Source organism: Ramlibacter sp. (assembly GCA_019635435.1).
Classification (GTDB): domain Bacteria; phylum Pseudomonadota; class Gammaproteobacteria; order Burkholderiales; family Burkholderiaceae_C; genus JAHBZM01.
The window spans coordinates 3,186,083-3,212,191 of the sequence record JAHBZM010000001.1 but is presented as its reverse complement, the minus strand read 5'-3'; the positions used below and the strand labels follow the sequence as shown (position 1 = coordinate 3,212,191).

The 26,109-nt window shown below is 66.4% G+C and carries 23 protein-coding genes and 1 tRNA gene; 15 read left to right on the top strand and 9 right to left on the bottom strand.

All coding sequences use genetic code 11. From position 1 onward, the window contains the following. Positions 1-47 precede the first annotated feature (47 nt). The 4 genes from KF796_15510 to KF796_15495 all read left to right on the top strand — a co-directional run bounded on the left by KF796_15510 (position 48) and on the right by KF796_15495 (position 3,441). On the top strand, positions 48-1,025 hold the full coding sequence (locus KF796_15510; protein MBX3588041.1) for an acetyl-CoA carboxylase carboxyltransferase subunit alpha: 978 nt from the start codon (positions 48-50) through the stop codon (positions 1,023-1,025). Next, entirely contained in the window at positions 988-1,968 is a 981-nt protein-coding gene (gene tilS, locus KF796_15505; GenBank protein MBX3588040.1) for a tRNA lysidine(34) synthetase TilS, read from the top strand. The genes KF796_15510 and tilS overlap by 38 nt, the downstream gene beginning before the upstream one ends. A 77-nt stretch (positions 1,969-2,045) precedes the next feature. Next, positions 2,046-3,314, top strand: coding sequence for an aspartate kinase (locus tag KF796_15500; protein ID MBX3588039.1), 1,269 nt, complete (start codon positions 2,046-2,048; stop codon positions 3,312-3,314). A gap of 34 nt (positions 3,315-3,348) precedes the next feature. Then, positions 3,349-3,441 (top strand) — tRNA-Ser (locus tag KF796_15495). A 73-nt stretch (positions 3,442-3,514) separates the two neighbouring features. Here KF796_15495 and KF796_15490 read toward each other — a convergent pair. From KF796_15490 to KF796_15465, 6 genes are all read right to left on the bottom strand, one after another. Beyond that, positions 3,515-3,877, bottom strand: a complete 363-nt coding sequence (locus KF796_15490; protein MBX3588038.1) for a hypothetical protein — start codon at positions 3,875-3,877, stop codon at positions 3,515-3,517. A 165-nt stretch (positions 3,878-4,042) separates the two neighbouring features. Next, entirely contained in the window at positions 4,043-4,201 is a 159-nt protein-coding gene (locus KF796_15485; protein MBX3588037.1) for a hypothetical protein, read from the bottom strand. A 36-nt stretch (positions 4,202-4,237) separates the two neighbouring features. Next, positions 4,238-5,569 carry an amidase gene (locus tag KF796_15480; GenBank protein MBX3588036.1) on the bottom strand — a complete coding sequence of 444 codons (1,332 nt, stop codon included), beginning with the start codon at positions 5,567-5,569 and terminating at the stop codon, positions 4,238-4,240. Between the two features lie 42 nt (positions 5,570-5,611). Continuing rightward, positions 5,612-6,994 (bottom strand): TRAP transporter large permease subunit, encoded by a 1,383-nt coding sequence (locus KF796_15475; GenBank protein MBX3588035.1) that lies wholly within the window; start codon positions 6,992-6,994, stop codon positions 5,612-5,614. Between the two features lie 23 nt (positions 6,995-7,017). Next, entirely contained in the window at positions 7,018-7,530 is a 513-nt protein-coding gene (locus KF796_15470) for a TRAP transporter small permease subunit (protein ID MBX3588034.1), read from the bottom strand. A gap of 127 nt (positions 7,531-7,657) precedes the next feature. Continuing rightward, positions 7,658-8,833, bottom strand: coding sequence for a TRAP transporter substrate-binding protein (locus KF796_15465; GenBank protein ID MBX3588033.1), 1,176 nt, complete (start codon positions 8,831-8,833; stop codon positions 7,658-7,660). 190 nt (positions 8,834-9,023) lie between these two features. On the opposite strand from KF796_15465, the gene KF796_15460 reads away from it, so the two are divergent. The 5 genes from KF796_15460 (at position 9,024) to KF796_15440 (ending at position 15,788) form a co-directional block, all read left to right on the top strand. Next, positions 9,024-9,947: a LysR family transcriptional regulator gene (locus tag KF796_15460; GenBank protein MBX3588032.1), complete on the top strand. Its 924-nt coding sequence runs from the start codon at positions 9,024-9,026 to the stop codon at positions 9,945-9,947. 87 nt (positions 9,948-10,034) lie between these two features. Next, on the top strand, positions 10,035-11,369 hold the full coding sequence (locus tag KF796_15455) for an aspartate aminotransferase family protein (protein ID MBX3588031.1): 1,335 nt from the start codon (positions 10,035-10,037) through the stop codon (positions 11,367-11,369). A gap of 32 nt (positions 11,370-11,401) precedes the next feature. Continuing rightward, positions 11,402-12,379 carry a TAXI family TRAP transporter solute-binding subunit gene (locus KF796_15450; GenBank protein MBX3588030.1) on the top strand — a complete coding sequence of 326 codons (978 nt, stop codon included), beginning with the start codon at positions 11,402-11,404 and terminating at the stop codon, positions 12,377-12,379. Between the two features lie 126 nt (positions 12,380-12,505). Continuing rightward, positions 12,506-15,109, top strand: coding sequence for a TRAP transporter permease (locus KF796_15445; GenBank protein MBX3588029.1), 2,604 nt, complete (start codon positions 12,506-12,508; stop codon positions 15,107-15,109). A 19-nt stretch (positions 15,110-15,128) separates the two neighbouring features. Next, positions 15,129-15,788, top strand: a complete 660-nt coding sequence (locus KF796_15440) for an arylsulfatase (protein ID MBX3588028.1) — start codon at positions 15,129-15,131, stop codon at positions 15,786-15,788. Between the two features lie 68 nt (positions 15,789-15,856). On the opposite strand, the gene KF796_15435 is transcribed toward KF796_15440, so the two are convergent. From KF796_15435 to KF796_15425, 3 genes are read right to left on the bottom strand one after another with little or no spacing between them, the layout of a single operon-like run. Next, on the bottom strand, positions 15,857-16,276 hold the full coding sequence (locus KF796_15435; GenBank protein ID MBX3588027.1) for an RNA-binding S4 domain-containing protein: 420 nt from the start codon (positions 16,274-16,276) through the stop codon (positions 15,857-15,859). After that, positions 16,276-17,706 (bottom strand): sensor histidine kinase, encoded by a 1,431-nt coding sequence (locus KF796_15430; protein MBX3588026.1) that lies wholly within the window; start codon positions 17,704-17,706, stop codon positions 16,276-16,278. The genes KF796_15435 and KF796_15430 overlap by 1 nt, the downstream gene beginning before the upstream one ends. Then, complete coding sequence (locus tag KF796_15425; GenBank protein MBX3588025.1) at positions 17,703-18,383, bottom strand: response regulator transcription factor; 681 nt, start codon at positions 18,381-18,383, stop codon at positions 17,703-17,705. Before KF796_15425 ends, KF796_15430 begins: the two co-directional genes overlap by 4 nt. Positions 18,384-18,528: 145 nt before the next feature. Between KF796_15425 and KF796_15420 the strand changes: the two genes are divergently transcribed. The 6 genes from KF796_15420 to KF796_15395 all read left to right on the top strand — a co-directional run bounded on the left by KF796_15420 (position 18,529) and on the right by KF796_15395 (position 26,075). Beyond that, entirely contained in the window at positions 18,529-19,488 is a 960-nt protein-coding gene (locus tag KF796_15420) for a tripartite tricarboxylate transporter substrate binding protein (GenBank protein MBX3588024.1), read from the top strand. A gap of 49 nt (positions 19,489-19,537) precedes the next feature. Beyond that, positions 19,538-20,047 (top strand): tripartite tricarboxylate transporter TctB family protein, encoded by a 510-nt coding sequence (locus KF796_15415; GenBank protein ID MBX3588023.1) that lies wholly within the window; start codon positions 19,538-19,540, stop codon positions 20,045-20,047. A 1-nt stretch (position 20,048) separates the two neighbouring features. Then, positions 20,049-21,557 carry a tripartite tricarboxylate transporter permease gene (locus KF796_15410; GenBank protein MBX3588022.1) on the top strand — a complete coding sequence of 503 codons (1,509 nt, stop codon included), beginning with the start codon at positions 20,049-20,051 and terminating at the stop codon, positions 21,555-21,557. 27 nt (positions 21,558-21,584) lie between these two features. After that, positions 21,585-23,048: a sigma 54-interacting transcriptional regulator gene (locus KF796_15405; GenBank protein MBX3588021.1), complete on the top strand. Its 1,464-nt coding sequence runs from the start codon at positions 21,585-21,587 to the stop codon at positions 23,046-23,048. Between the two features lie 165 nt (positions 23,049-23,213). Further along, positions 23,214-24,407: a substrate-binding domain-containing protein gene (locus tag KF796_15400; protein MBX3588020.1), complete on the top strand. Its 1,194-nt coding sequence runs from the start codon at positions 23,214-23,216 to the stop codon at positions 24,405-24,407. Between the two features lie 147 nt (positions 24,408-24,554). After that, a complete protein-coding gene (locus tag KF796_15395; protein MBX3588019.1) occupies positions 24,555-26,075 on the top strand; it encodes a hypothetical protein in 1,521 nt (506 codons plus the stop codon). The last annotated feature ends 34 nt before the right edge of the window (positions 26,076-26,109 follow it).

Sequence of the window (26,109 nt, the reverse complement as noted above, 5' to 3'; positions counted from 1 at the left end):
CCGGCAACGTGGGGCAGGGCACAGGCCAACCAACAAGGAGTCCAACCTTGGCAAAGAAGACATTTCTGGATTTCGAGCAACCGATCGCGGAACTCGAAACCAAGATCGAGGAGCTGCGATATGTGCAAACCGAATCGGCGGTGGACATCTCTGAAGAAATCGACCAGCTCAGCAAGAAGAGCCAGCAACTCACCAAGGACATCTACAGCGACCTGACGCCGTGGCAGATCACCAAGATCGCGCGCCACCCCGAGCGGCCCTACACGCTGGACTACGTCAACGAAATCTTCACGGATTTTGTCGAGCTTCATGGCGACCGCCATTTTGCCGATGACCTGAGCATCGTCGGGGGCTTGGCACGGTTCAACGGCACGGCCTGCATGGTGGTCGGACACCAGAAGGGGCGCGACACCCGGGAACGCGGCCTGCGCAACTTTGGCATGAGCAAGCCCGAGGGCTACCGCAAGGCGCTTCGGCTCATGAAGACCGCCGAGAAGTTCAAGCTGCCGGTGTTCACCTTTGTCGACACGCCGGGCGCCTACCCCGGCATCGAGGCCGAGGAGCGCGGCCAGTCCGAGGCCATCGGCCGCAACATTTTCGAGATGGCGCAGCTCGAGGTGCCGATCATCACCACCATCATTGGCGAGGGCGGCTCGGGCGGCGCGCTGGCAATCTCGGTGGGCGACCAGGTGGTGATGCTGCAGTACTCCATCTACTCGGTGATCAGCCCCGAAGGCTGCGCGTCCATCCTGTGGAAGACGTCGGACCGGGCGCAGGACGCGGCCGAGGCGCTGGGCATCACGGCGCACCGTCTCAAGGCGCTGGGGCTTGTCGACAAGATCGTCAACGAACCCGTGGGCGGCGCCCACCGCGACCATCGCCAGATGTCGGCGTTCCTCAAGCGGGCCCTCAATGATGCCTTCCGCCAGGTCGGTGACCTGAAGGTTCGCGAACTGCTCGACCGGCGCTACGAGCGGCTGCAAGGCTATGGCCGGTTCAACGACACCAAGGCCGACAGCCGCTGAGTCCCTCGATCCGGTGACGCAGGCCCTGGCCGCATGGCCTGCCAGCCTGCCCATGGCCGTGGCGTTCAGCGGCGGCGCCGATTCCACTGCACTGCTGCTGGCCTGCGCCGAGCGCTGGCCCGGGCACATCAGCGCCATCCATGTTCACCACGGCCTGCAACCGGCCGCGGACCTTTTCGCCAGCCATTGCGAATCGGTGTGCGCCGGCCTGGCGGTGCCGCTGGAACTTGTTCACGTGGACGCGCGCCCTGCGCCGGGCGAGAGCCCGGAAAGCGCGGCCCGCGTGGCCCGCTATGAGGCGCTCGCCATCGCCGCCCTGCGTCGAAACGCCCGCTGCGTGCTGCTGGCGCAGCATGCGGACGATCAGGTGGAAACCGTGCTGCTGGCGCTCAGCCGTGGCGCCGGCTTGCCCGGCCTGTCGGCCATGCCCGCGGCATTTGAACGCCATGGCATGTGCTTCGGGCGGCCCTTGCTGGCGGTCAGCGGCCCCGACATCCGGCGCTGGCTGGCCCACCGCGAGGCCGCCTGGGTCGAAGACCCGACCAATCAGGACACGGCGCTGACCCGAAACCGGATCCGCCATGGGCTGTTGCCAGCGCTGCAAAAAGTGTTTCCCGGGTTTCGCGCCACTTTCAACCGTTCCGCGCGCCATGCGGCGCAGGCCCAGCAGTTGCTGGATGAGCTCGCCGTGGCCGACCTCGCCCTGGCCGGGCAGCCGCCTTCCATCAAGGCGCTGCAGGCCCTGAGCCAGCCCCGCCAGGCCAATGCGCTGCGGTACTGGTTGCGCCAGACGCATGCGACGGCGCCGTCAGCGGTCCAGCTGGAGGAACTGTTGAGCCAGATCCAGGCCTGCAGCACCCGCGGGCACCAGATCCGGATCAAGGTCGGCTCGGGTTTCGTGGTGAGGGACGGGGCACGGCTGCGGTTTGTCGCCCCGTTATAATTCAAGGCTTTGCGCCGCGCGGGCCCTGGTCCGGTGGTGGTCACCCAGCTCCTCGCTTTTTGCAGGTTCCCATTCCAATGGCATTGATTGTTCACAAATACGGCGGCACGTCGATGGGCTCGACCGAGCGCATCCGCAATGTGGCCAGGCGCGTGGCGAAGTGGGCCCGCGCAGGGCACCAGATGGTGGTCGTTCCCAGCGCCATGAGCGGCGAAACCAACCGGCTCCTTGGCCTGGCCAAGGAACTCGCGCCGGCCAGGCACACCGATGCGATGGCGCGCGAACTGGACATGCTGGCCGCCACGGGTGAACAGGCGTCCAGCGCATTGCTGGCCATCGCGCTGCAGGCCGAGGGCATGCCGTCGGTCAGCTACGCGGGCTGGCAGGTGCCCATCAGGACCAACAACGCCTACACCAAGGCCCGCATCGAATCGATCGATGACCGCAAGGTGCGCGCCGACCTGGCCAGCGGCAAGGTGGTCATCGTCACGGGCTTCCAGGGCATGGACGACGCGGGCAACATCACCACGCTGGGCCGTGGCGGCAGCGATACGTCCGCCGTGGCCGTGGCGGCGGCCATGAAGGCCGACGAATGCCTGATCTTCACCGACGTGGATGGCGTGTACACCACCGACCCGCGGGTGGTGCCCGAGGCCCGGCGCCTGCATACCGTGAGCTTCGAGGAGATGCTGGAGATGGCCTCCATGGGCTCCAAGGTCCTGCAGATCCGGTCGGTTGAGTTTGCCGGCAAGTACAAGGTGAAGCTGCGCGTGCTGTCCAGCTTCACGCCTTGGGACATCGACATCAACGAAGAGGCCGGCTCCGGCACCTTGATCACTTTTGAGGAAGACGAACAAATGGAACAAGCTGTCGTATCCGGCATCGCGTTCAACCGCGACGAGGCCAAGGTGTCCATCCTGGGCGTGCCCGACAAGCCGGGCATTGCCTACAACATCCTGGGCGCCGTGGCCGATGCCAACATCGAGGTTGATGTCATCATCCAGAACATCTCCAAGGACGGCAAGACCGACTTCAGCTTCACGGTCCACCGCAACGACTACGCGCGCACCATCGACCTGCTCAAGAGCACCGTCCTGCCGACGCTGGGCACCGACATCCTGGAAGGCGATACCAAGATCTGCAAGGTCAGCATCGTGGGCATCGGCATGCGCAGCCACGTCGGCATTGCGAGCAAGATGTTCCGCGCGCTGAGCGAGGAGGGCATCAACATCCAGATGATCTCCACCAGCGAAATCAAGACCTCGGTGGTGATCGATGAGAAGTACATGGAACTCGCGGTGCGGGCGCTGCACAAGGCCTTTGACCTTGATCAGCCCGCGGGGTGATTTTGCCGCGCAGTCGTGAGATAATGCGCCCACTGGAAACGTGACCGAGTGGCCGAAGGTGCTCCCCTGCTAAGGGAGTATGGGGTGTAGAGCCTCATCGAGGGTTCGAATCCCTCCGTTTCCGCCAGTAGCAATGCAAAACGCCCCTCACGGGGCGTTTTGCTTTTCCGGGCAGGCCCGGGTTCACGGGCTCTTCAGCTTTATTGCTGCTTCACCGCGGCTTGTGCGGCGGCCTCGGCCTTCACCTGGGTGTTGGCATCCGTGCCGGGGATTTTCTCGGCGATTTTCTCGCCCGTTTGCCGGGTCACCTTGGCGGCCTTCTTGCCTGTGTTGGCCACGGCATGGCCCGCATCCTTGGTCAGCTCGACGGTCTTCTTGCCGACCCGCTTGGTGGCATCAATGCCCTTGTCGATTTTTTCGCCGACGGTGGACGTGGTGTTCCCCGAGACACTGGCTTCGGCGTTGACGGAGGCGGTGGCCGCGTGGGCCGGCAGGCCATAGGCCGCGGCCGTCACGGCGAGGATCATGGACAGGCGTTGCAGGACGCTGGAGGTCTTGTTCATTCTGGCTCCTTGAGTAAATGAAATCGAGAAGCCGAGTATTGCGGTTCCCAAACGCGCCGTGGGGTGATTGCGCGGCTTTCGCGCCAAAAAGGATGGCCGCCTACGGGCCGCGTCAGCGCCGGCTGACACCGGTGTAGGCGCTGGCGGATGACGTCACGGGGGCGTTCAGTCCTCGTTGCCCGAAGTGAGGAAATCGCAGGCAGGCAGCGCAAGGCCGGCGATCAGCAGAACGATCAGGTCCCATTGCTGGACCTTGAGGACGTACGGGACAAAAAACAGGACCAGCAACAGCAGGGCAAACAGTTTGATGATGCGCTTTTTCATGGTCGCTCCTGGTCGGCTGGCGGGTGAATCGGGCAGTCAGTTGAATCGCTGTGCAAGCCAGCGCGCGGTGCGCAGCAACCGCGCATCGCCACGGCTGGCGCCCACCAGTTGCACGCCAATGGGCAGGCCATCCTCGGTCTGCAACAGGGGCAGGGAGATGCAGGGCAGGCCGGCAAAGGTCCACAGCGTGCTCATGAGGGGGTCGCCGGTGCTGGCCAGGCCGCTGGGGGGTGGCCCCAGGGTGGCCGGCGTGACGATGGCGTCAAAGTGATCGAAGTACTCGCCGAACCCCGCAGCCGCTGCGTGCATGCGTTCCAGCGCGCGCAGATAGTCGCCCGCCAGGATGCGGTTGCCGCGGTCGATCACGGCCCGTGAAACTTCGCTGGCATTGGCATCTGATTCAACCAGCGGCTTGAGATGAAGTGCCATCTCGGCCTCCATCACGGTTTTGAGCCATGGCACGGCCTGGGCCACGGAGGCGGGCAGGTCGTTGTCGACCATGCAGTCCTTGAGTTCGTCCAGCAGGGCATCAAACGCCACCTGCGATCGCGGGTCAAGGCGCTCCCAGAAGGGGGTGCGCGCGAACATCAGGCGCGGTGGCAGGGGCGGCTCTTCCTCGCAGACCTCGCGCAGGTTCATGGGAAAGACCAGTTGCCCGGACTCGAGCTGGTGCCCGCCAACCAGGACTTCGGCCACGGCCGCCAGGTCCGGCACGCAGCGCGCGAACACCCCGACCTGGTCGAGCGAGGGCGCGCATTTGAGAATGCCGCCGTTGAAGATCAGGCCACGCGAGGGCTTGTAGCCGTAGACGCCACAGAACGATGCCGGCCGGATCACGGACCCGTTGGTCTGTGTTCCCACGGCCGCGGGCACGAGGCCACTGGCCACCGCCGCCGCCGAGCCGCTGGACGAACCGCCGGGGGTGTGCCCGGGGGCGCGCGGGTTCTCGGTCACCGTGGGGTGCATGTAGGCCAGTTCGGTGGTGCGTGACTTGGCCCAGATCACGGCGCCCGCCTGCCTCAGCTTGTGGACCAGCAGGGCATCCACGCTCGGTGTGCGCCCGCGGCTGCCGCGATGGCCGTATTCGGTCGGGTAGTCCGCCGTGTCGATGTTGTCCTTGATCGCCACGGGAAGGCCAAACAGGCGCGGCAATGCCACGCCCGCATGTCTGGCCGCGTCCAGCCGTTCGACCTGCAGGTCCACGGTCTGCCGGTCGTAATGGGCAAATGCCTTGACCGCGGGTTCCACCGACTCGGTGTGCTGGTGCATGCCGTTGATGTAGTCACGCAGGCCCAGCCGTCCCGTCTGCAAGTGGTCAACGACTTGCGTGGCGCCGATCTCGCTGACCTGCTCGCCGGCTTGCGCCAAAGGAACTCCTGTCGATGTCATTGAATGCCTGTGCGGTTCATGCTACTTGAGGAAGGCCGGGTCCATGACCGTGGTGCTGTCACTGGGCGCCTCGGGGGCAGAGGTGTTGTCATTGTTGTACATCAGGTCGGGCAGCCAGTTCACGAGCTGCGGCTGCAGGTAGATCAGCGCGATCGTGAGAAAGACCATGCCCAGGAACGGAAAGCAGCCCTTGAAGATGGTCCACAGCTGCACCTCCGGCGGCGCGATGCCCTTGAGGTAGTAGGCTGACATCGCCATGGGCGGGGTCAGGAACGAGGTCTGCAGGTTGACGGCGATCAGGATGCCAAACAGCATCGGGTCCACTTGGAAATGTTCGAGCAGCGGCAGGAAGATCGGCACGAAGATGATGATGATCTCGCTCCACTCGAGCGGCCAGCCCAGGATGAAGATGATGGTCTGCGCCACCAGCAGGAACTGCAGGGTGGACAGGTCCATCGACAGCATGAACTCCTTGATCACGCTCTCGCCACCCAGGTACGAGAACACGCTGGAAAAGGTCCAGGAGCCGACAAACAGGTAGCAGACCATGGCCGAGGTCTTGGCCGTGAGGAACACCGCCTCGCGCAGCCGTTGCCAGGTGAAGGCGCGGTACACGACCGCCAGCACCACACCGCCGAGCGAGCCCATGGCGGCCGCCTCGCTGGGGGTCGCCAGCCCGAACAGGATCGAGCCCAGCACGGTCAGGATCAGCAGCGCCAGTGGCAGGAAGGCCGTGACCAGCATGTAGGTGGCCTTGAGAAATCCGATGTGGTCCACGTCCCTGGGCTTGGGCGCCAGCGACGGGTTCAGCACCACCCGCACAACGACGTAGATCAGGTACAGGCCAGCCAGCACGATGCCCGGCAGCATGGCCGCGGCGTAGAGCTTGACCACCGAGACGCCCGCCGTGGCGGCGTAGACGATCAGCATGATGGAAGGCGGGATCAGGATGCCCAGCGTGCCACCGGCGGCGATGACCCCGGTCGCGAGCTTCTGGTCGTAGCCGGCCTTGAGCATTGCGGGCAGGGCCAGCAGCCCCATCAGCGTGACCACGGCGCCCACGATGCCGGTGGCCGTGGCAAACAGTGTGCAGGTGATCAGCGCCGCCACGGCCATGGACCCCGGCACATGGCGCAGGGCCACCTGCAGGCTCAGGAACAGCCGGTCCAGGATGTTGGCCCGCTCGATGATGTAGCCCATGAACAGGAACAGCGGCACCGAGATCAGCACATCGTTGTTCATGATGCTGAAGGTGTTCTGCGTGAACAGGTAGAAGATGTTGTTCTCGAAGAACGGCTGGGCCGGGTTGTAGTACGCGTAGAAGCCGAACATGATGCCCATGCCCATCAGCGTGAAGGCAATCGGGAAGCCCAGGAAGATGAAGACGATGAACAGGCCCAGCATGAACAGGGCAATGACGGGCCCGCTCATGCTGCGCCTCCCGTGCCACCCGAATGGCGCTGCTGCAGGGCCACCTCCAGCTCCACCACGTCCTCGTCGCGGCTGGGCCAGCGGTTGTCGCGGATGGCGATCACGCACCGGCACATTTCGGCCAGGCCCTGGACCAGCAGCGTCAGGCCGGCCACGAAGATGATCATCTTCAGCGGCCACACGGGCACGCCGATGGGGCTGTTGACGCTGACCTCCTGGATCCGCATGGCATCGCGGCCGTAGAAGAATCCCGAGAAGACCAGCGCCAGCACACCGGGCATGTAGAAGATGAAGTACAGCGCCAGATCCACCTTGCCCTGCGTCGCGGGCGTCCACTTGCGGTAGATGAAGTCGCCCCGCACGTGGGCGTTCTTGGACAGCGTGTAGGCGCCCGACATCAGGAACAGCACACCGTAAAGGATGTAGCTCATGTCGAACGCCCAGGCCGTGGGGTCATTGAGCACATAGCGCCTGAACACCTCGTAGCAGGTGCCGGCGGTCAGAACCAGCACCGTCCACGCGAAGCAGTGCCCGATGGACTTCGACAGGTAGTCGACGGTTCGGATGAATTTTTCCATGGCAGCTCAAAAAAAAGGCCGCTGCCACGGGAGCAGCGACCAGAACGCGGTGGGGGGATCAGGCCGGCAGCTTGGTCTTGAAGACATGCTCGAAAGCCGTCTTGTAGTCCGCCTCGTTGAAGAAGCCGTAGTACGCCACGCGGCGCGCCCAGTCCTTCTGCGACTTGAGCACTTCCTTGAAGAAGGGGTCCTCGGCCTCGAGCTTGGCCACCACCGTGTCCCAGGCCTTGATCTGCGCCTGGAACACCGCCTTGTTGGTGCGTGAGACCTGCACCTTGTCCTTGGTGATGAGCTCCTGCAGGTCGCGCGAATAGTTGTCCTGGGCGGTCCAGGTGTTGGCCGACGAGGTGGCTTCGGCCGCGTACTGGAGGATGGCCTTCAGGTCCGGCGACAAGGCCTCGTACTTGGTCCGGTTGAAGATGATCTCGAAGAACTCCATGGCCTGGTGGTAGGAGCCCATCGCGTAGTACTTGGCCACGTCCTGCGCGCCAAAGCGCCGGTCGGACGTCGGGTTGTTGAACTCGAAGGCATCAATGACGCCGCGCTCCATGGCCGGCACGATTTCGCCGCCCGGCAGCTGGGTCACCTTCATGCCGAGCTCCTGCATCAGGTCGGCCGCCAGCCCCACGGTGCGGTACTTGAAGCCCTTGAGCTCAGCGGCGCTCTTGGGCGGCGACTTCTTGAACCAGCCCAGGGGCTGGGTCGGCATCGGGAAGGCGAAGAAGCCCTTGAGGTTCAGGCCCAGCTTTTTCTGCAACTGCTCGTAGTAGGCGTAGCCGCCGCCGCGCATCATCCAACCGAGGGTCTGCTCGGCATTGGCGCCAGTGACAGGCCCGGAGCCGAACAGCGAGGCCACCTTGGACTTGCCATACCAATAGACGGCCACCGTGTGGCCGGCGTCGAGCACGCCCTTGCTCACGGCGTCGGTCACCTCGAAGGGTTTCACCACGGAGCCGGCCGTCAGGTACTCGATGCGCAGGCGGCCACCGGCCATTTCATTGACGCGCTTGACGTAGTCCTCGGCCATTTCGTTGAAGATGTCCTTGGCGCCCCAGGCACCCTGCATCTTCAGGACGACGGTCGAAGGTTTGACCGCCACGCCCGGCGCCTGGGCCCGGGCCGCCGTGAGCGGCACCGCGGTGGCGGCCGTGGCCGCGGCGGTGACGAAGAATTTTCGTCGTGAGGTGCTGGCCGCTTCCGCGGAGGGGAGGACGGGGGTCTGGTCGACGGGCATCGCGCTTCCTTTACTTGACTGAGTACATCAAAAGAGGGGGATGGGCAGGTCGCGGGGCGCCTGCAAAAATCAGTATGAGTGCGATGCATTCATGAGTTGTGAGGAATTACCCTTGCAATTGCCACATGGTGCGGCGCATCAAAATCATGAGCCGCGCGCGAACGCGGCGTTTGTCAGAAAAAGGACTTGCATGCGATTGCGTCACATCGAAGTTTTCAATGCGGTCATGCTCACGGGCAGCGTGAGCGCGGCCGCGCGTCTGATCAACGTGACCCAGCCCGCGGTCAGCCGCACGCTGCAGCATGCCGAGATCCAGCTGGGCTTCGCGCTGTTCCAGCGGGTGCGCGGGCGGCTCACGCCCACGGCCGAGGCACAGACCCTGTACCCGCACATCGAGCGGCTGTTCGCGCAGCTCGACGAGGTCCAGCGGCTGGCGGGCAGCCTGCGCGCCGGTGAAGGCCGGCGCGGCGAGTTGCGCGTGCTGACGGTGCTGGCCCTGAGCTACGAGGTCTTCCCGCGCGCGATGCGCATGTTCCGCGAGAAGTACCCCGAGGTCTCGGTGGTCCACGAAGCGCTGCACTCACCGCAGATCGTGTCGTCTCTGGTGCTGCAGGAGGCCGACGTCGGTTATGTGTTCAGCGCCATCAGCCATCCCGCGCTGGCCCACGAAAGCATAGGCGAGCGCCGCGTCATGTGTGTGGTGCCCAAGGGCCTGCTGAGCCAGCGCCAGGTGCGCATCGGCACCCTGACCCTGACGCAGCTGGCCCACCTGCCGGTGATCGCGCTGGACAAGCGCGACCCGCTGGGCGTCACCCTGGGCCATGTGCTGCGGGAAAACGAAGCCGGCCTCAAGCCCGTGATGACGGTGCAGACCTACCACGTCGCGCTGGCGCTGGCCCACCACGGGGTGGGCGTGGCGCTGGTGGACGGGTGCACCACGGCCTCGGCGGATCGCTCGCGCGTCGATGTGCTGGCCCTGGTGCCCGCGATTCCCGTGACCGTGAAGGCGCTGAGGCCGACCGCGCGCCCCAACTCACTGGTCAGCCGCGCGTTCACGCGCTGCATGGCCCAGGCGCTGACGCAGCTGGAGGCCGCAGCGACGCCGGGGCCATGAGTTTTTGTTATGGGCGGCGCACAAATCGGCATCACCGGTCGCCCCGTGCCTGCCTACACTGCCGTTGATCGCATCAATGGATACCGAATGACTTCGACACAGGTTTTTCACCGGCATCTGCAACGCACGCCGCCCGTCGCCCTGAAGGGGCAGGGCATGGTGCTGACGGATGCACAGGGCAAGGACTATCTGGACGCCTGCGGCGGCGCGGCCGTGTCCTGCCTGGGGCACGGGCACCCGGAGGTGCTCGCGGCCATGCATGCGCAGATTGACCAACTGGCCTACGCGCACACCAGCTTCTTCACCACGCAGGTGGCCGAAGAACTGGCCACGCACCTGGTGCGCACCGCGCCCGCGGACCTGAGCCATGTGTACTTCGTCAGCGGTGGCTCCGAGGCCATGGAGGCCGCCATGAAGATGGCGCGCCAGTACTTCGTTGAAACCGGTCAACCGCAGCGCCGGCATTTCATTGCGCGGCGCCAGAGCTATCACGGCAACACGCTGGGCGCGCTGGCCGTGGGTGGTAACCAGTGGCGGCGCGAGCCCTTCGCGCCCATCCTGATCCCCGCCACCCATGTCTCGCCCTGCTATCCCTACCGCGAACAGCGCGGTGATGAAACGCCAGAGCAATACGGGCAGCGGCTCGCGCAGGAGCTTGAGGACACGATCCAGCAACTGGGCCCCGACCAGGTCATTGCCTTCGTGGCGGAGACCATTGGTGGCGCGACGGCCGGTGTGCTGGTCCCGGTGCCCGGTTACTTCAAGGCGGTGCGCGAGGTCTGTGACCGCCATGGCGTGCTGCTGATCCTGGACGAGGTGATGTGCGGCATGGGCCGCAGCGGCACCTTGCATGCCTGCGAGGCCGAAGGCGTGGCCCCTGACCTGCTGGCCATTGCCAAGGGCCTGGGCGGTGGCTACCAGCCCATTGGCGCGGTGCTGGCCCACCGCAAGATCGTGCAGGCCATGTCGTCGGGCAGCGGCTTCTTCCAGCATGGCCACACCTACCTAGGTCACGCCGTAGCCTGCGCGGCCGCGCTCGCGGTGCAGCGCATCATCGAGCGCGACGGCCTGCTCCAGCGCGTGCGGGCCGCGGGCACACATCTTGAAACATTGCTGCGCGATGCGCTGGGCACGCATGCCCATGTCGGGGACATCCGCGGACGCGGCCTGTTCTGGGGCGTGGAGCTGGTGCAGGACCGCGCCAGCAAGCGGCCCTTCGAGCCCGCGCTGCAACTGCATGCCCGCGTCAAGAAAGAGGCTTTCTCGCGCGGATTGATGGTTTACCCGATGGGCGGTACCGTCGATGGTCGCTATGGTGACCATGTGCTGCTGGCGCCGCCGTTCATCGCCGGCGATGCCGATCTGGCCCTGATCGTCGAACGCCTTGACGCCGCGATCAACGCCGCAGTCTCATCCATCTGACCCACCCGATTTTTCACTGAGGAGTAGTCGACATGTCTGCAAAATTTGTACTCAAGGCCCTGGTCGCGGCAGCGGCATTTTCCGCGGCGCTGGGAAGCGCCCCCGTGATGGCACAGCAGAAGTTCATCACCATCGGCACCGGTGGCGTCACGGGCGTGTACTACGCCGCGGGCGGCGCGATCTGCCGCCTGATGAACAAGGACCGTGCCCGCCATGGCATCCGCTGCTCGGTGGAATCCACGGGCGGCTCGGTGTTCAACATCAACACCATCCGCGCCGGTGAACTGGACTTCGGCGTCGCCCAGTCCGACTGGCAATACCACGCCACCAAGGGCACCAAGGTGTTCGAGAAAGATGGCGCCTTCAAGGACCTGCGCGCCGTGTTCTCTGTGCACCCCGAGCCCTTCACCGTGCTGGCCCGCAAGGAAGCCAACATCAGCAAGTTTGAGGACTTCAAGGGCAAGCGCTTCAACATCGGCAACCCCGGCTCCGGCACCCGCGCCTCCATGGAAGAACTGCTCAGCGCCATGGGCTGGACCACGGCCAGCTTTGGCCTGGCATCGGAGCTCAAGGCCGACGAGCATGGCGCTGCGCTGTGCGACAACAAGATCGACGGCTTCTTCTACGGTGTGGGCCACCCCTCGGCCAACATCCAGGACCCGATCACCACCTGCGGCGCCAAGCTGGTGCCGCTGACCGGAGCGGCGGTGGACAAGCTGGTCAAGGAAAATCCGTACTACGCCAAGGTCAACATCCCGGGCGGCATTTACGCCGGCAACCCGAACCCGACGCCAACCTACGGCGTGCTGGCCACCTTTGTGACCACGGCCAAGGTACCTGACGCCACGGTGTACGAGCTGGTGAAGGCCGTGTTCGAGAACTTCGACGAGTTCAAGAAGCTGCACCCCGCGTTTGCCAATCTGGACCCCAAGCACATGATCCATGACGGCCTGTCGGCACCGCTGCACCCGGGCGCCGTGAAGTACTACAAGGAAAAGGGCTGGATGTAATCCGGGGACCTGACCTGCAAGGCCCGTGAAGGGCCTCGGGGGCTCCCTTGAGGGGAGCCCCTGCTGTTTGTGATCGCATGACCCGTCAACGCGGTCGGTGAAGGAATCAACCGAGAGGAGATGCCCATGTTCGGCAAGAAAAAGGACAAGGCCGTCGAGGTCGAGGCGCTGGACGTCAACCAGCTGGTGGCTGACAACGATGCGGGTGGGCGCAGCCCCGGCCCGGCCGTCAGCCGCCTGATCCTGGGCGTGGCGCTCGCGTGGTCGCTGTTCCAGCTGTGGATCGCCTCGCCGCTGCCGTTCTCCACGGGCGTGCTGGTGTTCAACGACACGCAATCGCGTTCGATCCACCTGGCGTTCTCGATCTTCCTGGCGTTTCTCGCGTACCCGGCCTTCAGCCGCTCACCGCGCGACCGGGTGCCCGTCACCGACTGGATCTTTGCCCTGGTGGGCGCCTTCTGCGCGGCCTACCTGTTCATCTTCTACCGCGAGCTGTCCACGCGCCCGGGCCAACCCATCACCCAGGACCTGGTGGTGGCGGTGATCGGCATCGTGCTGCTGCTGGAGGCCACGCGCCGCGCGCTGGGCCTGCCCATGGTGATCGTGGCGCTGGTGTTCCTGGGCTACACCTTTGGCGGGCGCTACATGCCCGACATGATCGCCCACAAGGGCGCATCGATCTCGCGCGTGATGTCGCACCAGTGGCTGACCACCGAGGGCGTGTTTGGCGTCGCGCTGGGTGTGTCCAATGGCTTCATCTTCCTGTTCGTGCTGTTTGGCTCGTTGCTGGACAAGGCCGGCGCTGGCAACTATTTCATCAAGTCGGCCTTCGCGCTGCTGGGCCACCTGCGCGGCGGGCCGGCCAAGGCGGCGGTGGTGTCCTCGGCGGCCACCGGCATCATTTCGGGCTCGTCCATCGCCAATGTGGTGACCACGGGCACCTTCACCATCCCGCTGATGAAGCGCGTGGGCTACCGGCCCGACCAGGCCGGCGCCGTCGAAGTGTCGAGTTCGGTCAATGGCCAGCTCATGCCGCCGGTCATGGGCGCCGCGGCCTTCCTGATGGTGGAGTACGTGGGCATTCCGTACACGCAGGTGATCAAGCATGCCTTCCTGCCGGCCATCATCTCGTACATCGCGCTGTTCTACATCGTGCACCTGGAGGCGCTCAAGGCCAACCTGCAGGGGCTGCCCCGGCGCGGCAACAGCACGGCCATGCAGCGCCTGCTGTCGTTCGCCTCCACCGTGGCGGGCTTCATCGTGCTGTCGGGTGTGGTCTATTACGGCGTGGGCTGGATCAAGACGGCGTTGCCCGGCGGGGCCGTCTACCTCATCGGGATCGGTCTGCTCGCGGCCTATGTGGGCCTGCTCTGGCTGGGTTCACGCCAGCCTGAACTCGAACTGGACGACCCCAATGCCCCGGTGTTCGAACTGCCCGAGACCGCGCCCACGCTCAAGAGTGGCCTGCACTACCTGCTGTCGGTGGTGGTGCTGATCTGGTGCCTGATGATCGAGCAGCTGTCGCCCGCGCTGTCGGCCTTCTGGGCCACGCTGTTCATGATCTTCGTGATGCTCACGCAGCGCCCGCTGATGGCCGCGATGCGCGGGCGCGGCGGCTATGCCGATGCGCTCAAGCTCGGGGTGATGGACCTGGTCGGCGGGCTGGAGGCTGGCGCGCGCAACATGATCGGCATCGGCGTGGCCACGGCCGCGGCCGGCATCATCGTGGGCACCGTGTCGCTGACCGGCATCGGCCTCGTGATGACGGAGCTGGTCGAACTGCTGTCGGGCGGCAACCTCATGATCATGCTGCTGCTGGTGGCCTTCATCAGCCTGATCCTGGGCATGGGCCTGCCGACCACGGCCAACTACATCGTGGTGTCCACGCTGATGGCGCCGGTGGTGGTGGAGCTGGGCGCGCAAAGCGGCCTGCTGGTGCCGCTGATCGCGGTCCACCTGTTCGTCTTCTATTTCGGGCTGATGGCCGACGTGACGCCACCTGTGGGGCTGGCGTCGTTCGCAGCCGCGGCGATCGCGCGCAGCGACCCGATCAAGACCGGCGTGACCGCGTTTTTCTACAGCATGCGCACGGCCATCCTGCCATTCCTGTTCATCTTCAACACGCAGCTGCTGATGATCGGCATCGACGGGGTCTGGCACCTGGCCATCACCATCGTGAGCGCCACCGTGGCCATGCTGGTGTTCGCCGCGGCCACGCAGGGTTATTTCATCGTCCGTTCGCGCCTGTGGGAAACGGCGGCGCTGCTGCTGGTGACCTTCACGCTGTTCCGGCCCGGCTTCTGGTGGGACATGGTGTACCCGCCGTACCAGACCGTGCCGGCGTCGCAGCTGATGCCGCTGGTGGACAAGGCCGAGGCCGGCACCCGCAAGCGGGTCTGGGTGGAGGGCACCAACATCGACGGCAAGGAGGTGCGCAAGGGCGTGCTGCTGCCGCTGGGCGATGTGGCGCCCGCGCCCCAGCGGCTGGGCAGGATCGGCCTGAGCGTGATGGCGCAGGGCGATGCGGTGCAGGTGATGTCGGTCAAGTTCGGCTCGACCGCCGAGAAGCTGGGGATCGAGCAGGGCTTCCGCATCACCTCCATCGAAGTCCCGGCCGACCGCCCCGACAAGGAATGGCTGTTCCTGCCGGCCTTTGCCTTGCTGCTGGTGGTGTTTGGCCTGCAGCGCAAGCGTGCGCGGCGCGAGGCCCCCGCCGCCGCGCCGGCCTGAGCCCGGGAGCCACGCCTTCATGCCCCGCATCGCCCTGATCCACGCCCTGAGCCACTCGGTGGCGCCCATCAATGAAGCCTTCGCGCGCGACTGGCCCGAGGCCACGCGCATGAACCTGCTGGACGACAGCCTCTCGGCCGACCTGGCCGCCAGCGGGCGGGGCCTGGATGCCTTCATGCACGAGCGCTTTGCCCGCCTGGCCCAGTACGCGGCGGACTGCGGCAGCGATGCCATCCTGTTCACCTGCTCGGCCTTTGGCCCGTGCATCGAGGCCGTGGCACGCCAGCATGCCCACCTGCCGGTGCTCAAACCCAATGAAGCCATGGTGGCCGACGCCGCGAAGTCGGGCGGGGGCGTGGGCCTGATCGCCAGCTTTGCCCCCACGCTGGCGTCCATGCCGGCGGAGTTTCCCGCGGGCGTGCTGCAGGCCAGCGTGCTGGCGGCTGGCGCGCTGGACGCGCTCAATTCGGGCGATGGCCAGCGTCACGACGAGCAGGTCGTGCAGGCCGCGCTGCAGCTGAAGGCGCAGGGCGTCTCGGTGATCGCGCTGGCCCAGTTCAGCATGGCCCGGGCCCGCGCGCCGGTCATGCAGCGTACCGGCCTGCCGGTGCTCACCACGGTGGACAGCGCGGTGGCCGAACTGCGCCGGCGCCTGTCCATCGCCCCTGTTTTGCGCTGATTTCTGGTCAAAAGTGCCTGGAGTCCAGGACTGGCGGCCACTTTGCGCTACCAAAAAAGTAGCAAATCCTATTTGGAGTCGGGCTCCAGCGACGCGCTCCAGCGGTCGCCCCAGCCGCGTGTGGCATCCAGTTCGCGGCGCTCGCGCTTGGTGGGCCGCCCGTGTTCAATGCTCAGCGCCGGCTCGCGCGACAGCGCTCGCTGCCGGGCCGCCTGTTCGCGCGCCGCGCAGCTTTCTGGTGTTTCCTCGTAGAGCGCCTGGGCCACCGGCGCCGGGCCGCGCGCGCCGCTCAGGCCGCGCACGACCACGGTACGCAGCACCGACCCCTGGCGCACGGCCACCGTATCACCGGCCTTGACCTCGCGCGCGGGCTTGGCGTCCTGGCCGTTGACCTGGACCCGGCCCTTGTTGATCTCGTCCGTGGCCAGCGAGCGCGTCTTGTAAAAGCGCGCGGCCCAGAGCCACTTGTCGATTCGCAGTCGGTCCATCAGTCGGGATTGTGCGCCAGCGCGAGCCGCACCGTGGCGTCCAGGCCGGCCACCTGGCCGTGGTTTTCGCGGTTGTCCAGCGTGATGCTGCCGTCCAGCGCGGCCACGATCTCGTGGCAGATGGCCAGCCCCAGGCCCGAGCCGCTGCGCACATCGCCGGCCGAGAACGGCTGGAACAGCCGCTTGCGCAGCTCGCCCGCGATGCCCGGGCCGCTGTCGGCCACGGTCAGCGCGGCGTGGTGCGCGTCGGTCACCACCCGCACCGACACCGCGCCGCCGTCGGGCGTGTGCTTGATCGCGTTGTGCAGCAGGTTGCGCGACAGCTCGCGCAGGCTCCATTCATGGGCCCGCACGGGCGCCGGCACGGTGCTGATCTCGAAGTCGATGTTCTTCGCCGCGAGCAGGGGAGACAGGTCGATGGCCACGGCCCGCATGATGTCGGCTAGGTCCACGGTGCTGGCGTCGGCCTGCTGGCGCAACTGCTCGACCTTGGCCAGCGCCAGCATCTGGTTGGCCAGGGCGGTGGCGCGGTCCACCGTGAGGTTGATTTCCTGCAGCGCCTGCTGGGGCTCGATGTCACCGCGCAGCGCCGACTGCACCTGGGTCTTGAGCACCGCCAGCGGGGTGCGCAGCTGGTGCGAGGTGTCGCGCACGAAGCGCTTCTGGTGGTCCAGCAGGTGCTGCAGCCGCTCCATGACCTGGTTGGTGGCGTCCACCAGCGGCAGCAGCTCGCGCGGCGCATCGGGCGCGGCAATCAGGCTCAGGTCGCCCTCGGGGCGGGCCTGCAGCTCGGCGCTGAGGCGGCGCACGGGCCGCGTGGCGCGCTGCACCACCACCACCGCCACCAGCGCAATCACGGCCACCAGCACGGCCTGGGCCCAGAGCGTGTCCACGAGCACCTTGCGCGCCAGCGCCTGGCGCAGCTCCAGCGTCTCGGCCACCTGGATCACGGCCATGCCGCGGCCCTGGGAACTGACCACGGGCTGCAGCAGCACCGCCACCCGCACCTCCTCGCCGTTGTAACGGTCGTCATAGAAGTCCACCAGCGCCGCATAGGGGCTGCGCTCGGGCAGCTGGCCGTGCCAGGGCCGCAGGTCGGCAAAGCCCGACACCATCTCGCCCTGCGGCGTCGAGATGCGGTAGAACATCCGGCTCTGGTTGTCGGCCTCGAACGCCTCCAGCGCCGCATAGGGCACGGTCACCCGCAGTTTCGCGGCCGCATCGTAGCCGTCCACATCCAGCAGCTCGCCGATGGATTTGGCCGAGGCCAGCAGCGTGCGGTCGTAGGCGATGTTGACGGCGCCCAGGGCCTGCCGGTACAGGCTCACCGTGTTGATGAACACGAACAGGCCGATCGGCAGCAGGATGCCCATCAGCAGGTAACGCCGCAGTGACAGCGGCCGGGGCCGGGGCGCCACCGCCGCCGTCATTCGCCGGCCTTGAGCAGGTAACCCAGCCCGCGCAGCGTCATCAGCGTGACGCCGGTGTGGGCCAGCTTCTTGCGCAGCCGGTACACCACCACCTCGATGGCCTCGTACTGCACGTCGTCCTCGCCGGGGAACACCAGTTCGAACAGCTTTTCCTTGGACACCGCATGGTCGGGCTTGACCATCAGCGCGCGCATCAACGCGAGTTCACGCGGGGTCAGCTCCATGACCTGGTCGCGGTGGTAGATGGCGCCGCTCTCGCGCTCCAGGCGCAGGGCGCCGACGGTCTGGGCGCCGGCTGCGGCGGGCGCGGGGGCGTCGCCGCGGCGGCGCGCCAGCGCGCGCAGCCGGGCCTCCAGTTCGTCCAGGTCAAAGGGCTTGGGCAGGTAGTCGTCAGCCCCGGTGTTCAGGCCGATGATGCGGTCACCCACGGTGCCGCGGGCCGTGAGGATCAGCACCGGCGTGGTCAGGCCCGCGCGGCGGGCCTGCTCCAGCACCTGCAGGCCGTCCAGGCCGGGCAGGGTCAGGTCCAGCATCACCACGTCGGGGTCGCAGTCCCGCCAGCTGTCCAGTGCCAGCCGGCCGTCGGTGCAACTGGTGACCTCCATGCCCCGGCGGCTGAGCGTGCGCCGCAGCGTGGCCTGCATGGAGGGGTCGTCTTCGACGATGAGGAGCTGGATGGACACAGACGCCGAGGTTAACGCGCCTGCCTCGCGGCCAGCCCGCGGGACCGACCTAGTGATTTCCCCTAGGCCCGGGACAGCCGATTGACAGGCACGCGCCGCATCATCACCCGGCCTTCCACAAACTCAGGAGACAAGCACCATGCGTCGCGATACCTTTCTCAAATCCCTGGCCGCGCTGGCCGCTGCCGGCGCGCTGCCGCTGTCGGCCCGTGCCGCCGCCAACATCAAGATGATGATCCCCGCCAACCCGGGTGGTGGCTGGGACACCACGGGCCGCGCCCTCGGCAAGGCCCTGACCGAGGCCGCTGCGGCCGATAGCGTGACCTATGAAAACAAGGGCGGCGCGGCCGGCGCGCTGGGCCTGGCGCAGTTCGTCAACAGCGCCAAGGGCGACCCCAACGCGCTGATGATGATGGGCGCCGTGATGATCGGCGGCATCATCACGGGCAAGCCGCCCGTGAATCTCACGCAGGCCACGCCGATCGCGCGCCTGACCAGTGAATACAACGTGTTCGTGCTGCCGGCCAATTCGCCGTTCAAGACCATGGCCGACGTGGTCAAGCAGCTCAAGAAGGACCCGGGCAGCGTCAAGTGGGGCGGTGGCTCGCGCGGCTCGACCGAGCACATCGCCGCCAGCATGCTGGCGCGCCAGGTGGGCGTGGACCCGAAGAAGGTCAACTACGTGGCCTTCCGCGGCGGTGGCGAGGCCACGGCGGCCATCCTGGGCGGCAACGTCACGGTGGGCGGCAGCGGCTACAGCGAGTTTTCCGAGTACATCGAAGTGGGCAAGATGAAGCCGATCGGCGTGACCTCGCAAAAGCGCCTGCCGGGCATCAACGTGCCCACGCTGAAGGAGCAGGGCTACGACGTGGTGCTGGGCAACTGGCGCGGCGTCTATGGCGCGCCGGGCATCACGGCCGACCAGCGCGCCGCGCTGACCGACCTGGTGGTCAAGGCCACCAAGACCAAGTTCTGGGCCGAGGCCCTGAAGAAGAACGCCTGGACCCCGGCCCTCATGACCGGCAAGGAGTTTGATGAATTCGTGGAGTACGAATTCTCTTCCCTGCGCGCCATCATGTACCTCTCCGGCATGGCCTGAAGTCACAACAAAGCCGCGGCGGGTGCCGCGGCACCTGTCTGGAGAAACCATGAATCACGCGAATTCGTCCTCGCTGATACAGACGCTCGTGGGCGGCGGTGTGCTGCTCACGGGCTTGGCGCTGGGCGCCGGGGCTGTGTCCATCTCGTCCGACGCCGGCTACGGCGGCGTCGGTCCCAATTTCCTGCCCTGGCTGGTGGCCGGGGTGCTCGCGGTCTGCGGGGCCTGGATGATCTGGGAGGCCCGCACCGGCGGCTTTCGCCAGATGGAGGAGCCCACCGGCGGCGAGGCCCACTGGCCGGCTTTTGTCTGGGTCTCGGCCGGGCTGCTGGCCAATGCCGCGCTGATCACCACGCTGGGCTTCATCCTGAGCTGCACGCTGTGCTATGTCCTTGCGGTGCAGGGCCTGCGCCGCGCGGCGGGGCAGGCGGCGGGCCTGCCCAAGGTCTGGGCCGTGGACACGGTGACCGGGCTTGCCATTTCAGCGCCCGTGTTCTGGACGTTCACACAGTTCCTGGCGATCAACCTGCCAGGCCTGACTTCAACCGGCTGGATCTGACATGGACATCTTCAATGCCCTGATGAGTGGCTTCGCGTCGGCGCTGACCCTCTCCAACCTGCTCTGGTGTTTCGTGGGCTGCGCCCTGGGCACGGCCATTGGCGTGCTGCCCGGCATCGGCCCGGCGGTGGCGGTGGCCATGCTGCTGCCCATCACCGCCAAGGTCGACATCACCGCCTCGATGATCTTCTTTGCGGGCATCTACTACGGGGCCATGTACGGCGGCTCGACCACCTCGATCCTGCTGAACACGCCGGGCGAGACCGCCAGCATGGTGACGGCCATGGAGGGCAACAAGATGGCCAAGAGCGGGCGCGCGGGCGCCGCGCTGGCCACCTCGGCCATTGGCTCGTTCGTGGCCGGCACCATTGCCACCGTCATCGTCACGCTGTTTGCGCCGTTTGTGGCCGAGTTCGCGGTCAAGCTCGGGCCGCCCGAGTACTTCATGCTGATGCTGCTGGCCTTCACCACGGTCAGTGCCGTGCTGGGCAAGAGCACGCTGCGCGGCATGACGGCCCTGTTCGTCGGGCTGGCGGCGGGGCTGGTCGGCCTCGACCAGATCTCCGGGCAGGCCCGCTACACCGGTGGCGTGCCCGAACTGCTGGACGGCATCGAGATCGTGCTGGTCGCGGTGGGGCTGTTCGCCGTGGCCGAGGTGCTCTACGCGGCCATCTACGAAGGCCGCACCTCCGAGACCCAGAACGCGATGAGCCGGGTTCACATGACGGCGCGCGACTGGAAGCGTTCCGTGCCGGCCTGGCTGCGCGGCACGGCCATCGGCGCGCCATTTGGCTGCATCCCGGCCGGTGGCACCGAGATTCCCACCTTCCTGAGCTACGCCGTCGAGAAGAAGCTGGTCAAGAACCCCGAGGACAAGGCCGAGTTCGGCACCACGGGCGCGATCGAGGGCGTGGCCGGCCCCGAGGCCGCCAACAACGCCACGGTCACGGCCGCGCTGATCCCGCTGCTCACGCTGGGCATCCCGACCTCCAACACCACGGCCATCCTGCTGGGCGCGTTCCAGAATTACGGCATCCAGCCCGGCCCCCAGCTGTTCACCACCTCGGCCGCGCTGGTCTGGGCGCTGATCGCCTCGCTGTACATCGGCAACGTGATGCTGCTGATCCTGAACCTGCCCATGGTGGGCCTGTGGGTCAAGCTGCTCAAGATTCCCAAGCCGCAGCTGTACGCGGGCATCCTGATCTTTGCCACGGTCGGCGCCTACGGCATGCGCCAGAGTGCGTTCGACCTGTACCTGCTGTATGGCATCGGCCTGCTGGGCGTGCTGATGCGCCGCTTCGATTTCCCCACGGCCCCCGTGGTGGTGGGCATGATCCTGGGTCCTCTGGCCGAGGCGCAGATGCGCAACGCGCTGTCGATTGGCGAGGGCCACTGGTCGGTGTTCCTGCAGCGGCCCATGTCGCTGGCCATGCTCGTGATCATCATCGCGGTGCTGGTGGCGCCGCGTGTGCTCAGGCGCATGCAGCGCGCGCAGACTGCCGCCTTGTAGCCTGACCATGCGCGGTAACATCCGCGCATGGAAGACAACGACATCCTCCCGCGCGACGCCCAGAGCATTCTGGAGCTCGCGGCGCGGTCGATGTTCCACCTGTTCTCCAGCGTCAGCCAGGGCATGTTCCTGGTCAACCGCGCCGGCCGCATCGTCTGGGTTAACGAAGGCTACAAGCGCTTCCTGCCCGACCTGGGCTTCTCGTCGGTGGACCAGTTCGTCGGCCACATGGTGGAAGACGTGGTGCCCAACACCCAGATGCGGCGCGTGCTGGAAACCGGCCAGGCGGTGCTGATCGACCTGCTGACCAACAAGGCCGGCACCTTCGTGGTCAGCCGCATCCCGCTGCGCGACGAGGGCGGCGAGCTGATCGGCGCCATCGGCATCGTGCTGTTTGACCACCCCGAGACCACGCTGCAGCCGCTGATCAGCAAGTTCGCGCACCTGCAGCGCGACCTGGACGATGCGCGGCGCGAACTGGCGAGCCAGCGCCGCCACAAGTACACCTTTGCCAGCTTTGTGGGCGGCAGCCCGGCCGCGGTCGAGGTCAAGCGCCAGGCCCGGCGCGCCGCGCAGTCGTCCAGCCCGGTGCTGCTGCTCGGCGAGACCGGCACCGGCAAGGAGTTGCTGGCCCACGCGATCCATGCGGCCTCGCCGCGCGCGCGCGGGCCGCTGATCAGCGTCAACATCGCGGCCGTGCCCGACACCCTGCTGGAGGCCGAGTTCTTTGGCGTGGCGCCGGGGGCCTACACCGGGGCCGAGCGCAAGGGGCGCGACGGCAAGTTCAAGCTGGCCGACGGCGGCACGCTGTTCCTGGACGAAATCGGCGACATGCCGCAGGCCCTGCAGGCCAAGCTGCTGCGCGCGCTGCAGGAGGGCGAGATCGAACCGCTGGGCTCCAACAAGCTGGTGCCGTTCGATGCACGCCTGATCGCGGCCACCTCGCGCGACCTGGGGGCGCTGGTGCGCGAGGGGCTGTTCCGCGAGGACCTGTTCTACCGGCTCAACGTGCTGCCCATCCGCGTGCCGCCCTTGCGCGAGCGGCGCGCCGACATCGCGGCCCTGGTCGAGGTGCTGGGCGAGGACATGGCGCTGCGCAGCGGCTCGGCCGCGCCGGAGCTCAGCGCCGATGCGCTGGCCCTGTTGTCGGCGCAGACCTGGCGCGGCAACATCCGCGAGCTGCGCAATGTGCTGGAGCAGGCCGCCATGCGCAGCGACTCCCAGCACATCGAGACCTCCGAACTCGAGCAGGTGCTGCGGGAATCCGGTGTCAAGCAGATTGCCGCCGTTCCCCGCGAAAGCCCGGGCGCCCCCCTGGTGGCCGAAGCCCCGCCCGAGGTGCTGCGGCCGCTGGCGGAGCAGGTGGCCGAGGTGGAGCAGCGCGCCATCGAAGCCGCGATGGCGGCGACCCGTGGCAACAAGGTTGCGGCGGCGCGCCTGCTAGGCATTTCACGCGCCAAGCTCTATGAACGGCTTCCGGGCATTGTCTGATTTTCAGACAATGACTTGAAACCAGACATTTGAAACTGTCTGATTTTCAGACAATCCTCAGAATTGGTGTGAAAATATCGTTATGAATCAATGACATGCGGGTTGGCATGGCCTGTGCAATAGTGGTGCGACAGTTTTGCAATTCCACTAGAACAGGAGACTTCCATGCACCGTCGATCATGGGTGGCGCTCGCCGCACTGGCAGCCACCGCCTTCACCTCCCCCTTCGCGCTCGCTCAATCCAAGGAGATCCGGATCGCGCACGTGCACAGCATCACCGGCCCGCTGGAGGCCTACGGCAAGCAGACCACCACCGGCTTCATGATGGGCCTGGAGTACGCCACCGGTGGCACCATGACGGTCAATGGCCGCAAGCTCGTCGTGATCGAGAAGGACGACCAGGGCAAGCCCGACCTGGGCAAGTCGCTGCTGGCCACGGCCTACTCCGACGACAAGGCCGACATCGCGGTCGGTCCCACGTCCTCGGGCGTGGCGCTGGCCATGCTGCCCGTGGCCGAGGAATACAAGAAGATCCTCGTGATCGAGCCCGCCGTGGCCGACTCGATCACCGGCGAGAAGTGGAACAAGTACATCTTCCGCACCGGCCGCAACAGCTCGCAGGACGCGATCTCCAACGCCGTGGCGCTGGACAAGCCGGGCGTGACCATTGCCACGCTGGCGCAGGACTATGCCTTTGGCCGTGACGGCGTGAAGGCCTTCAAGGAGGCCGTCAAGACCGCCAAGATCGTGCACGAGGAATACCTGCCCGCCAACACCACCGACTTCACCGCGGGCGCGCAGCGCCTGATCGACAAGCTCAAGGACCAGCCGGGCCGCAAGGTCATCTGGATCGTCTGGGCTGGCGCCGGCAACCCGTTCAAGATCGCCGACCTGGACCTCAAGCGCTACGGCATCGAGATTGCCACGGGCGGCAACATCCTGCCCGCCATGGTGGCCTACAACCAGTTCCCGGGCATGGAGGGCGCGAGCTACTACTACTTCGCGTTTTCCAAGAACCAGCCCAATCTCTGGCTCGTGACCAACCACTACACGCGCTACAAGTCGCCGCCTGACTTCTTCACGGCCGGCGGTTTCTCGGCCGCGATGGCCGTGGTCACCGCGCTGAAGAAGACCAATGGCGACACCGCCACCAACAAGCTCATCACCGCCATGGAAGGCATGAGCTTCGACACGCCCAAGGGCACCATGACCTTCCGCAAGGAAGACCACCAGGCCATGCAGTCGATGTACCACTTCCGCGTGGCGCCCGGTGCCCGCCAGGGTGCGATGGCTGACTTGCATCTCGTGAAGGAGATCAAGCCCAGCGAAATGAACGTGCCGATCCGCAACAAGCGGTAGCCCGGTTTGAGGTGGCCCCGGCCCTTGCGGTGCGGGGCCGGCCTCACAGGGGCGGCCGCCCCTCTTTTTGTGATCCGTTGAATGAGGTACCCCCGGCAACACGGGGGCAGGTGAAGTTTTTTCAAAACTCTCCAGGAGACAACCCAAATGACGTTCAGATTGCTTCGTACCCTTGCCGCGGTTGCGGCCTTCGGCTGCGGCGCCGCTTCAGCGGCGGTCAACCTTGGCCAGTACAACGTGGACACCTCCAAGATATCGGTGTCCGGCCTGTCCGCGGGCGGCTTCATGGCCAACCAGCTGGGCTATGCGTACTCGTCCACCTTCATGGGGGTGGGCGTGTTCGCGGGCGGCCCCTTCATGTGCGCCGGCCACAGCAACTACACGGCCTGCATGTACAACGCCAGCATCAGCAGCAGCATGCTCAGCACCATGCAGTCGGACATCAACAGCTGGAGCGGCTCGCAGATCGACAACAAGTCGAACGTGGCCAGCCAGAAGATCTACATGTTCGTTGGCACCAGCGACTACACGGTGGGCCCCAACCCCATGAACGCCGTGCAGACGCAGTACACCAACAACGGCGTGCCCTCGGGCAACCTGGAATACGTCCAGCGCGCCAGCACGGCCCACGTGTTCCCCACCGACTTTGACAGCACGGGCAACAACTCGTGCAGCAGCAGCGCCTCGCCCTACATCAGCAACTGCGGCTACGACGGCGCCAAGGCCGCGCTGACCAAGTTCTATGGCACCCTGGCCGCGCGCAACAACTCGCCGGCTGCCGCCAACTACATCGAGTTCAACCAGACCCAGTTCACCAGCAACCCCGGCATGGCCGCCACGGGCTGGATCTACGTGCCCGCGAGCTGCGCCAGCGGCACGCAGTGCAAGCTGCACGTCGCGCTGCACGGCTGCCAGCAGAGCACCGACAAGATCGGCGACAAGTACGTGAAGAACACCGGCTACACCCGCTGGGCCGACACCAACAACATCATCGTCCTGTTCCCGCAGACCAAGGTGGACAACACCAGCCGCAGCACGGCGGCCAGCGGCTCGCTGGCCAACCCCAACGCCTGCTGGGACTGGATCGGCTGGTACGGCTCCAACTTCGCGCAGAAGGCCGGCACCCAGATGGCCGCCATCAAGGCCATGGTGGACCGCGTGGCCTCGGGCACCGGCAGCGGTGGTGGCGGCGGCGGTGGTGGTGGCGGCACGACCACGCTGGCCGCGCCCACCGGCGTGGCCACGTCCAACGCCACCACGACCACGATGAAGATCACCTGGAACGCCGTGACCGGCGCCGCCAGCTACAACGTGTACCGCGGCGGCAACAAGTCCAATGCGCTGCCGGTGACCGCGACCAACTTCACCGACACCGGCCTGGCCGCCGCCACGCAGTACAGCTGGACCGTGAAGGCCGCCGACAGCAATGGCACCGAAGGCGCGGCCTCGGCCGCCGCCACCGGCACCACCACCGGCTCGGCGCCGCCGCCCGCGACCTGCTACACCGCGAGCAACTATGCCCACACCACGGCCGGCCGTGCCTACCAGTCCGGCGGCTACACCTATGCCAATGGCTCGGGCCAGAACATGGGCCTGTGGAACACGTTTGTCACCACCACCCTCAAGATGACGGGCACCAATTACTACGTGATTGGCACCTGCCCCTGAGCCACGCCACCTGACCCTTCACCAGACCATTGGA

What these genes read in the sequence shown, in the direction of transcription:
- tilS (MBX3588040.1), top strand. Translation starts at nt 988, where the DNA reads ATGGCCGGTTCAACGACACCAAGGCCGACAGCCGCTGAGTCCCTCGAT.
- KF796_15430 (MBX3588026.1), bottom strand. Translation starts at nt 17,706, where the DNA reads ATGACGGCGGCGGTGGCGCCCCGGCCCCGGCCGCTGTCACTGCGGCGT.
- KF796_15455 (MBX3588031.1), top strand. Translation starts at nt 10,035, where the DNA reads ATGACTTCGACACAGGTTTTTCACCGGCATCTGCAACGCACGCCGCCC.
- KF796_15440 (MBX3588028.1), top strand. Translation starts at nt 15,129, where the DNA reads ATGCCCCGCATCGCCCTGATCCACGCCCTGAGCCACTCGGTGGCGCCC.
- KF796_15500 (MBX3588039.1), top strand. Translation starts at nt 2,046, where the DNA reads ATGGCATTGATTGTTCACAAATACGGCGGCACGTCGATGGGCTCGACC.
- KF796_15400 (MBX3588020.1), top strand. Translation starts at nt 23,214, where the DNA reads ATGCACCGTCGATCATGGGTGGCGCTCGCCGCACTGGCAGCCACCGCC.
- KF796_15450 (MBX3588030.1), top strand. Translation starts at nt 11,402, where the DNA reads ATGTCTGCAAAATTTGTACTCAAGGCCCTGGTCGCGGCAGCGGCATTT.
- KF796_15395 (MBX3588019.1), top strand. Translation starts at nt 24,555, where the DNA reads ATGACGTTCAGATTGCTTCGTACCCTTGCCGCGGTTGCGGCCTTCGGC.
- KF796_15410 (MBX3588022.1), top strand. Translation starts at nt 20,049, where the DNA reads ATGGACATCTTCAATGCCCTGATGAGTGGCTTCGCGTCGGCGCTGACC.
- KF796_15460 (MBX3588032.1), top strand. Translation starts at nt 9,024, where the DNA reads ATGCGATTGCGTCACATCGAAGTTTTCAATGCGGTCATGCTCACGGGC.
- KF796_15465 (MBX3588033.1), bottom strand. Translation starts at nt 8,833, where the DNA reads ATGCCCGTCGACCAGACCCCCGTCCTCCCCTCCGCGGAAGCGGCCAGC.
- KF796_15435 (MBX3588027.1), bottom strand. Translation starts at nt 16,276, where the DNA reads ATGGACCGACTGCGAATCGACAAGTGGCTCTGGGCCGCGCGCTTTTAC.
- KF796_15420 (MBX3588024.1), top strand. Translation starts at nt 18,529, where the DNA reads ATGCGTCGCGATACCTTTCTCAAATCCCTGGCCGCGCTGGCCGCTGCC.
- KF796_15490 (MBX3588038.1), bottom strand. Translation starts at nt 3,877, where the DNA reads ATGAACAAGACCTCCAGCGTCCTGCAACGCCTGTCCATGATCCTCGCC.
- KF796_15445 (MBX3588029.1), top strand. Translation starts at nt 12,506, where the DNA reads ATGTTCGGCAAGAAAAAGGACAAGGCCGTCGAGGTCGAGGCGCTGGAC.
- KF796_15405 (MBX3588021.1), top strand. Translation starts at nt 21,585, where the DNA reads ATGGAAGACAACGACATCCTCCCGCGCGACGCCCAGAGCATTCTGGAG.
- KF796_15485 (MBX3588037.1), bottom strand. Translation starts at nt 4,201, where the DNA reads ATGAAAAAGCGCATCATCAAACTGTTTGCCCTGCTGTTGCTGGTCCTG.
- KF796_15475 (MBX3588035.1), bottom strand. Translation starts at nt 6,994, where the DNA reads ATGCTGGGCCTGTTCATCGTCTTCATCTTCCTGGGCTTCCCGATTGCC.
- KF796_15415 (MBX3588023.1), top strand. Translation starts at nt 19,538, where the DNA reads ATGAATCACGCGAATTCGTCCTCGCTGATACAGACGCTCGTGGGCGGC.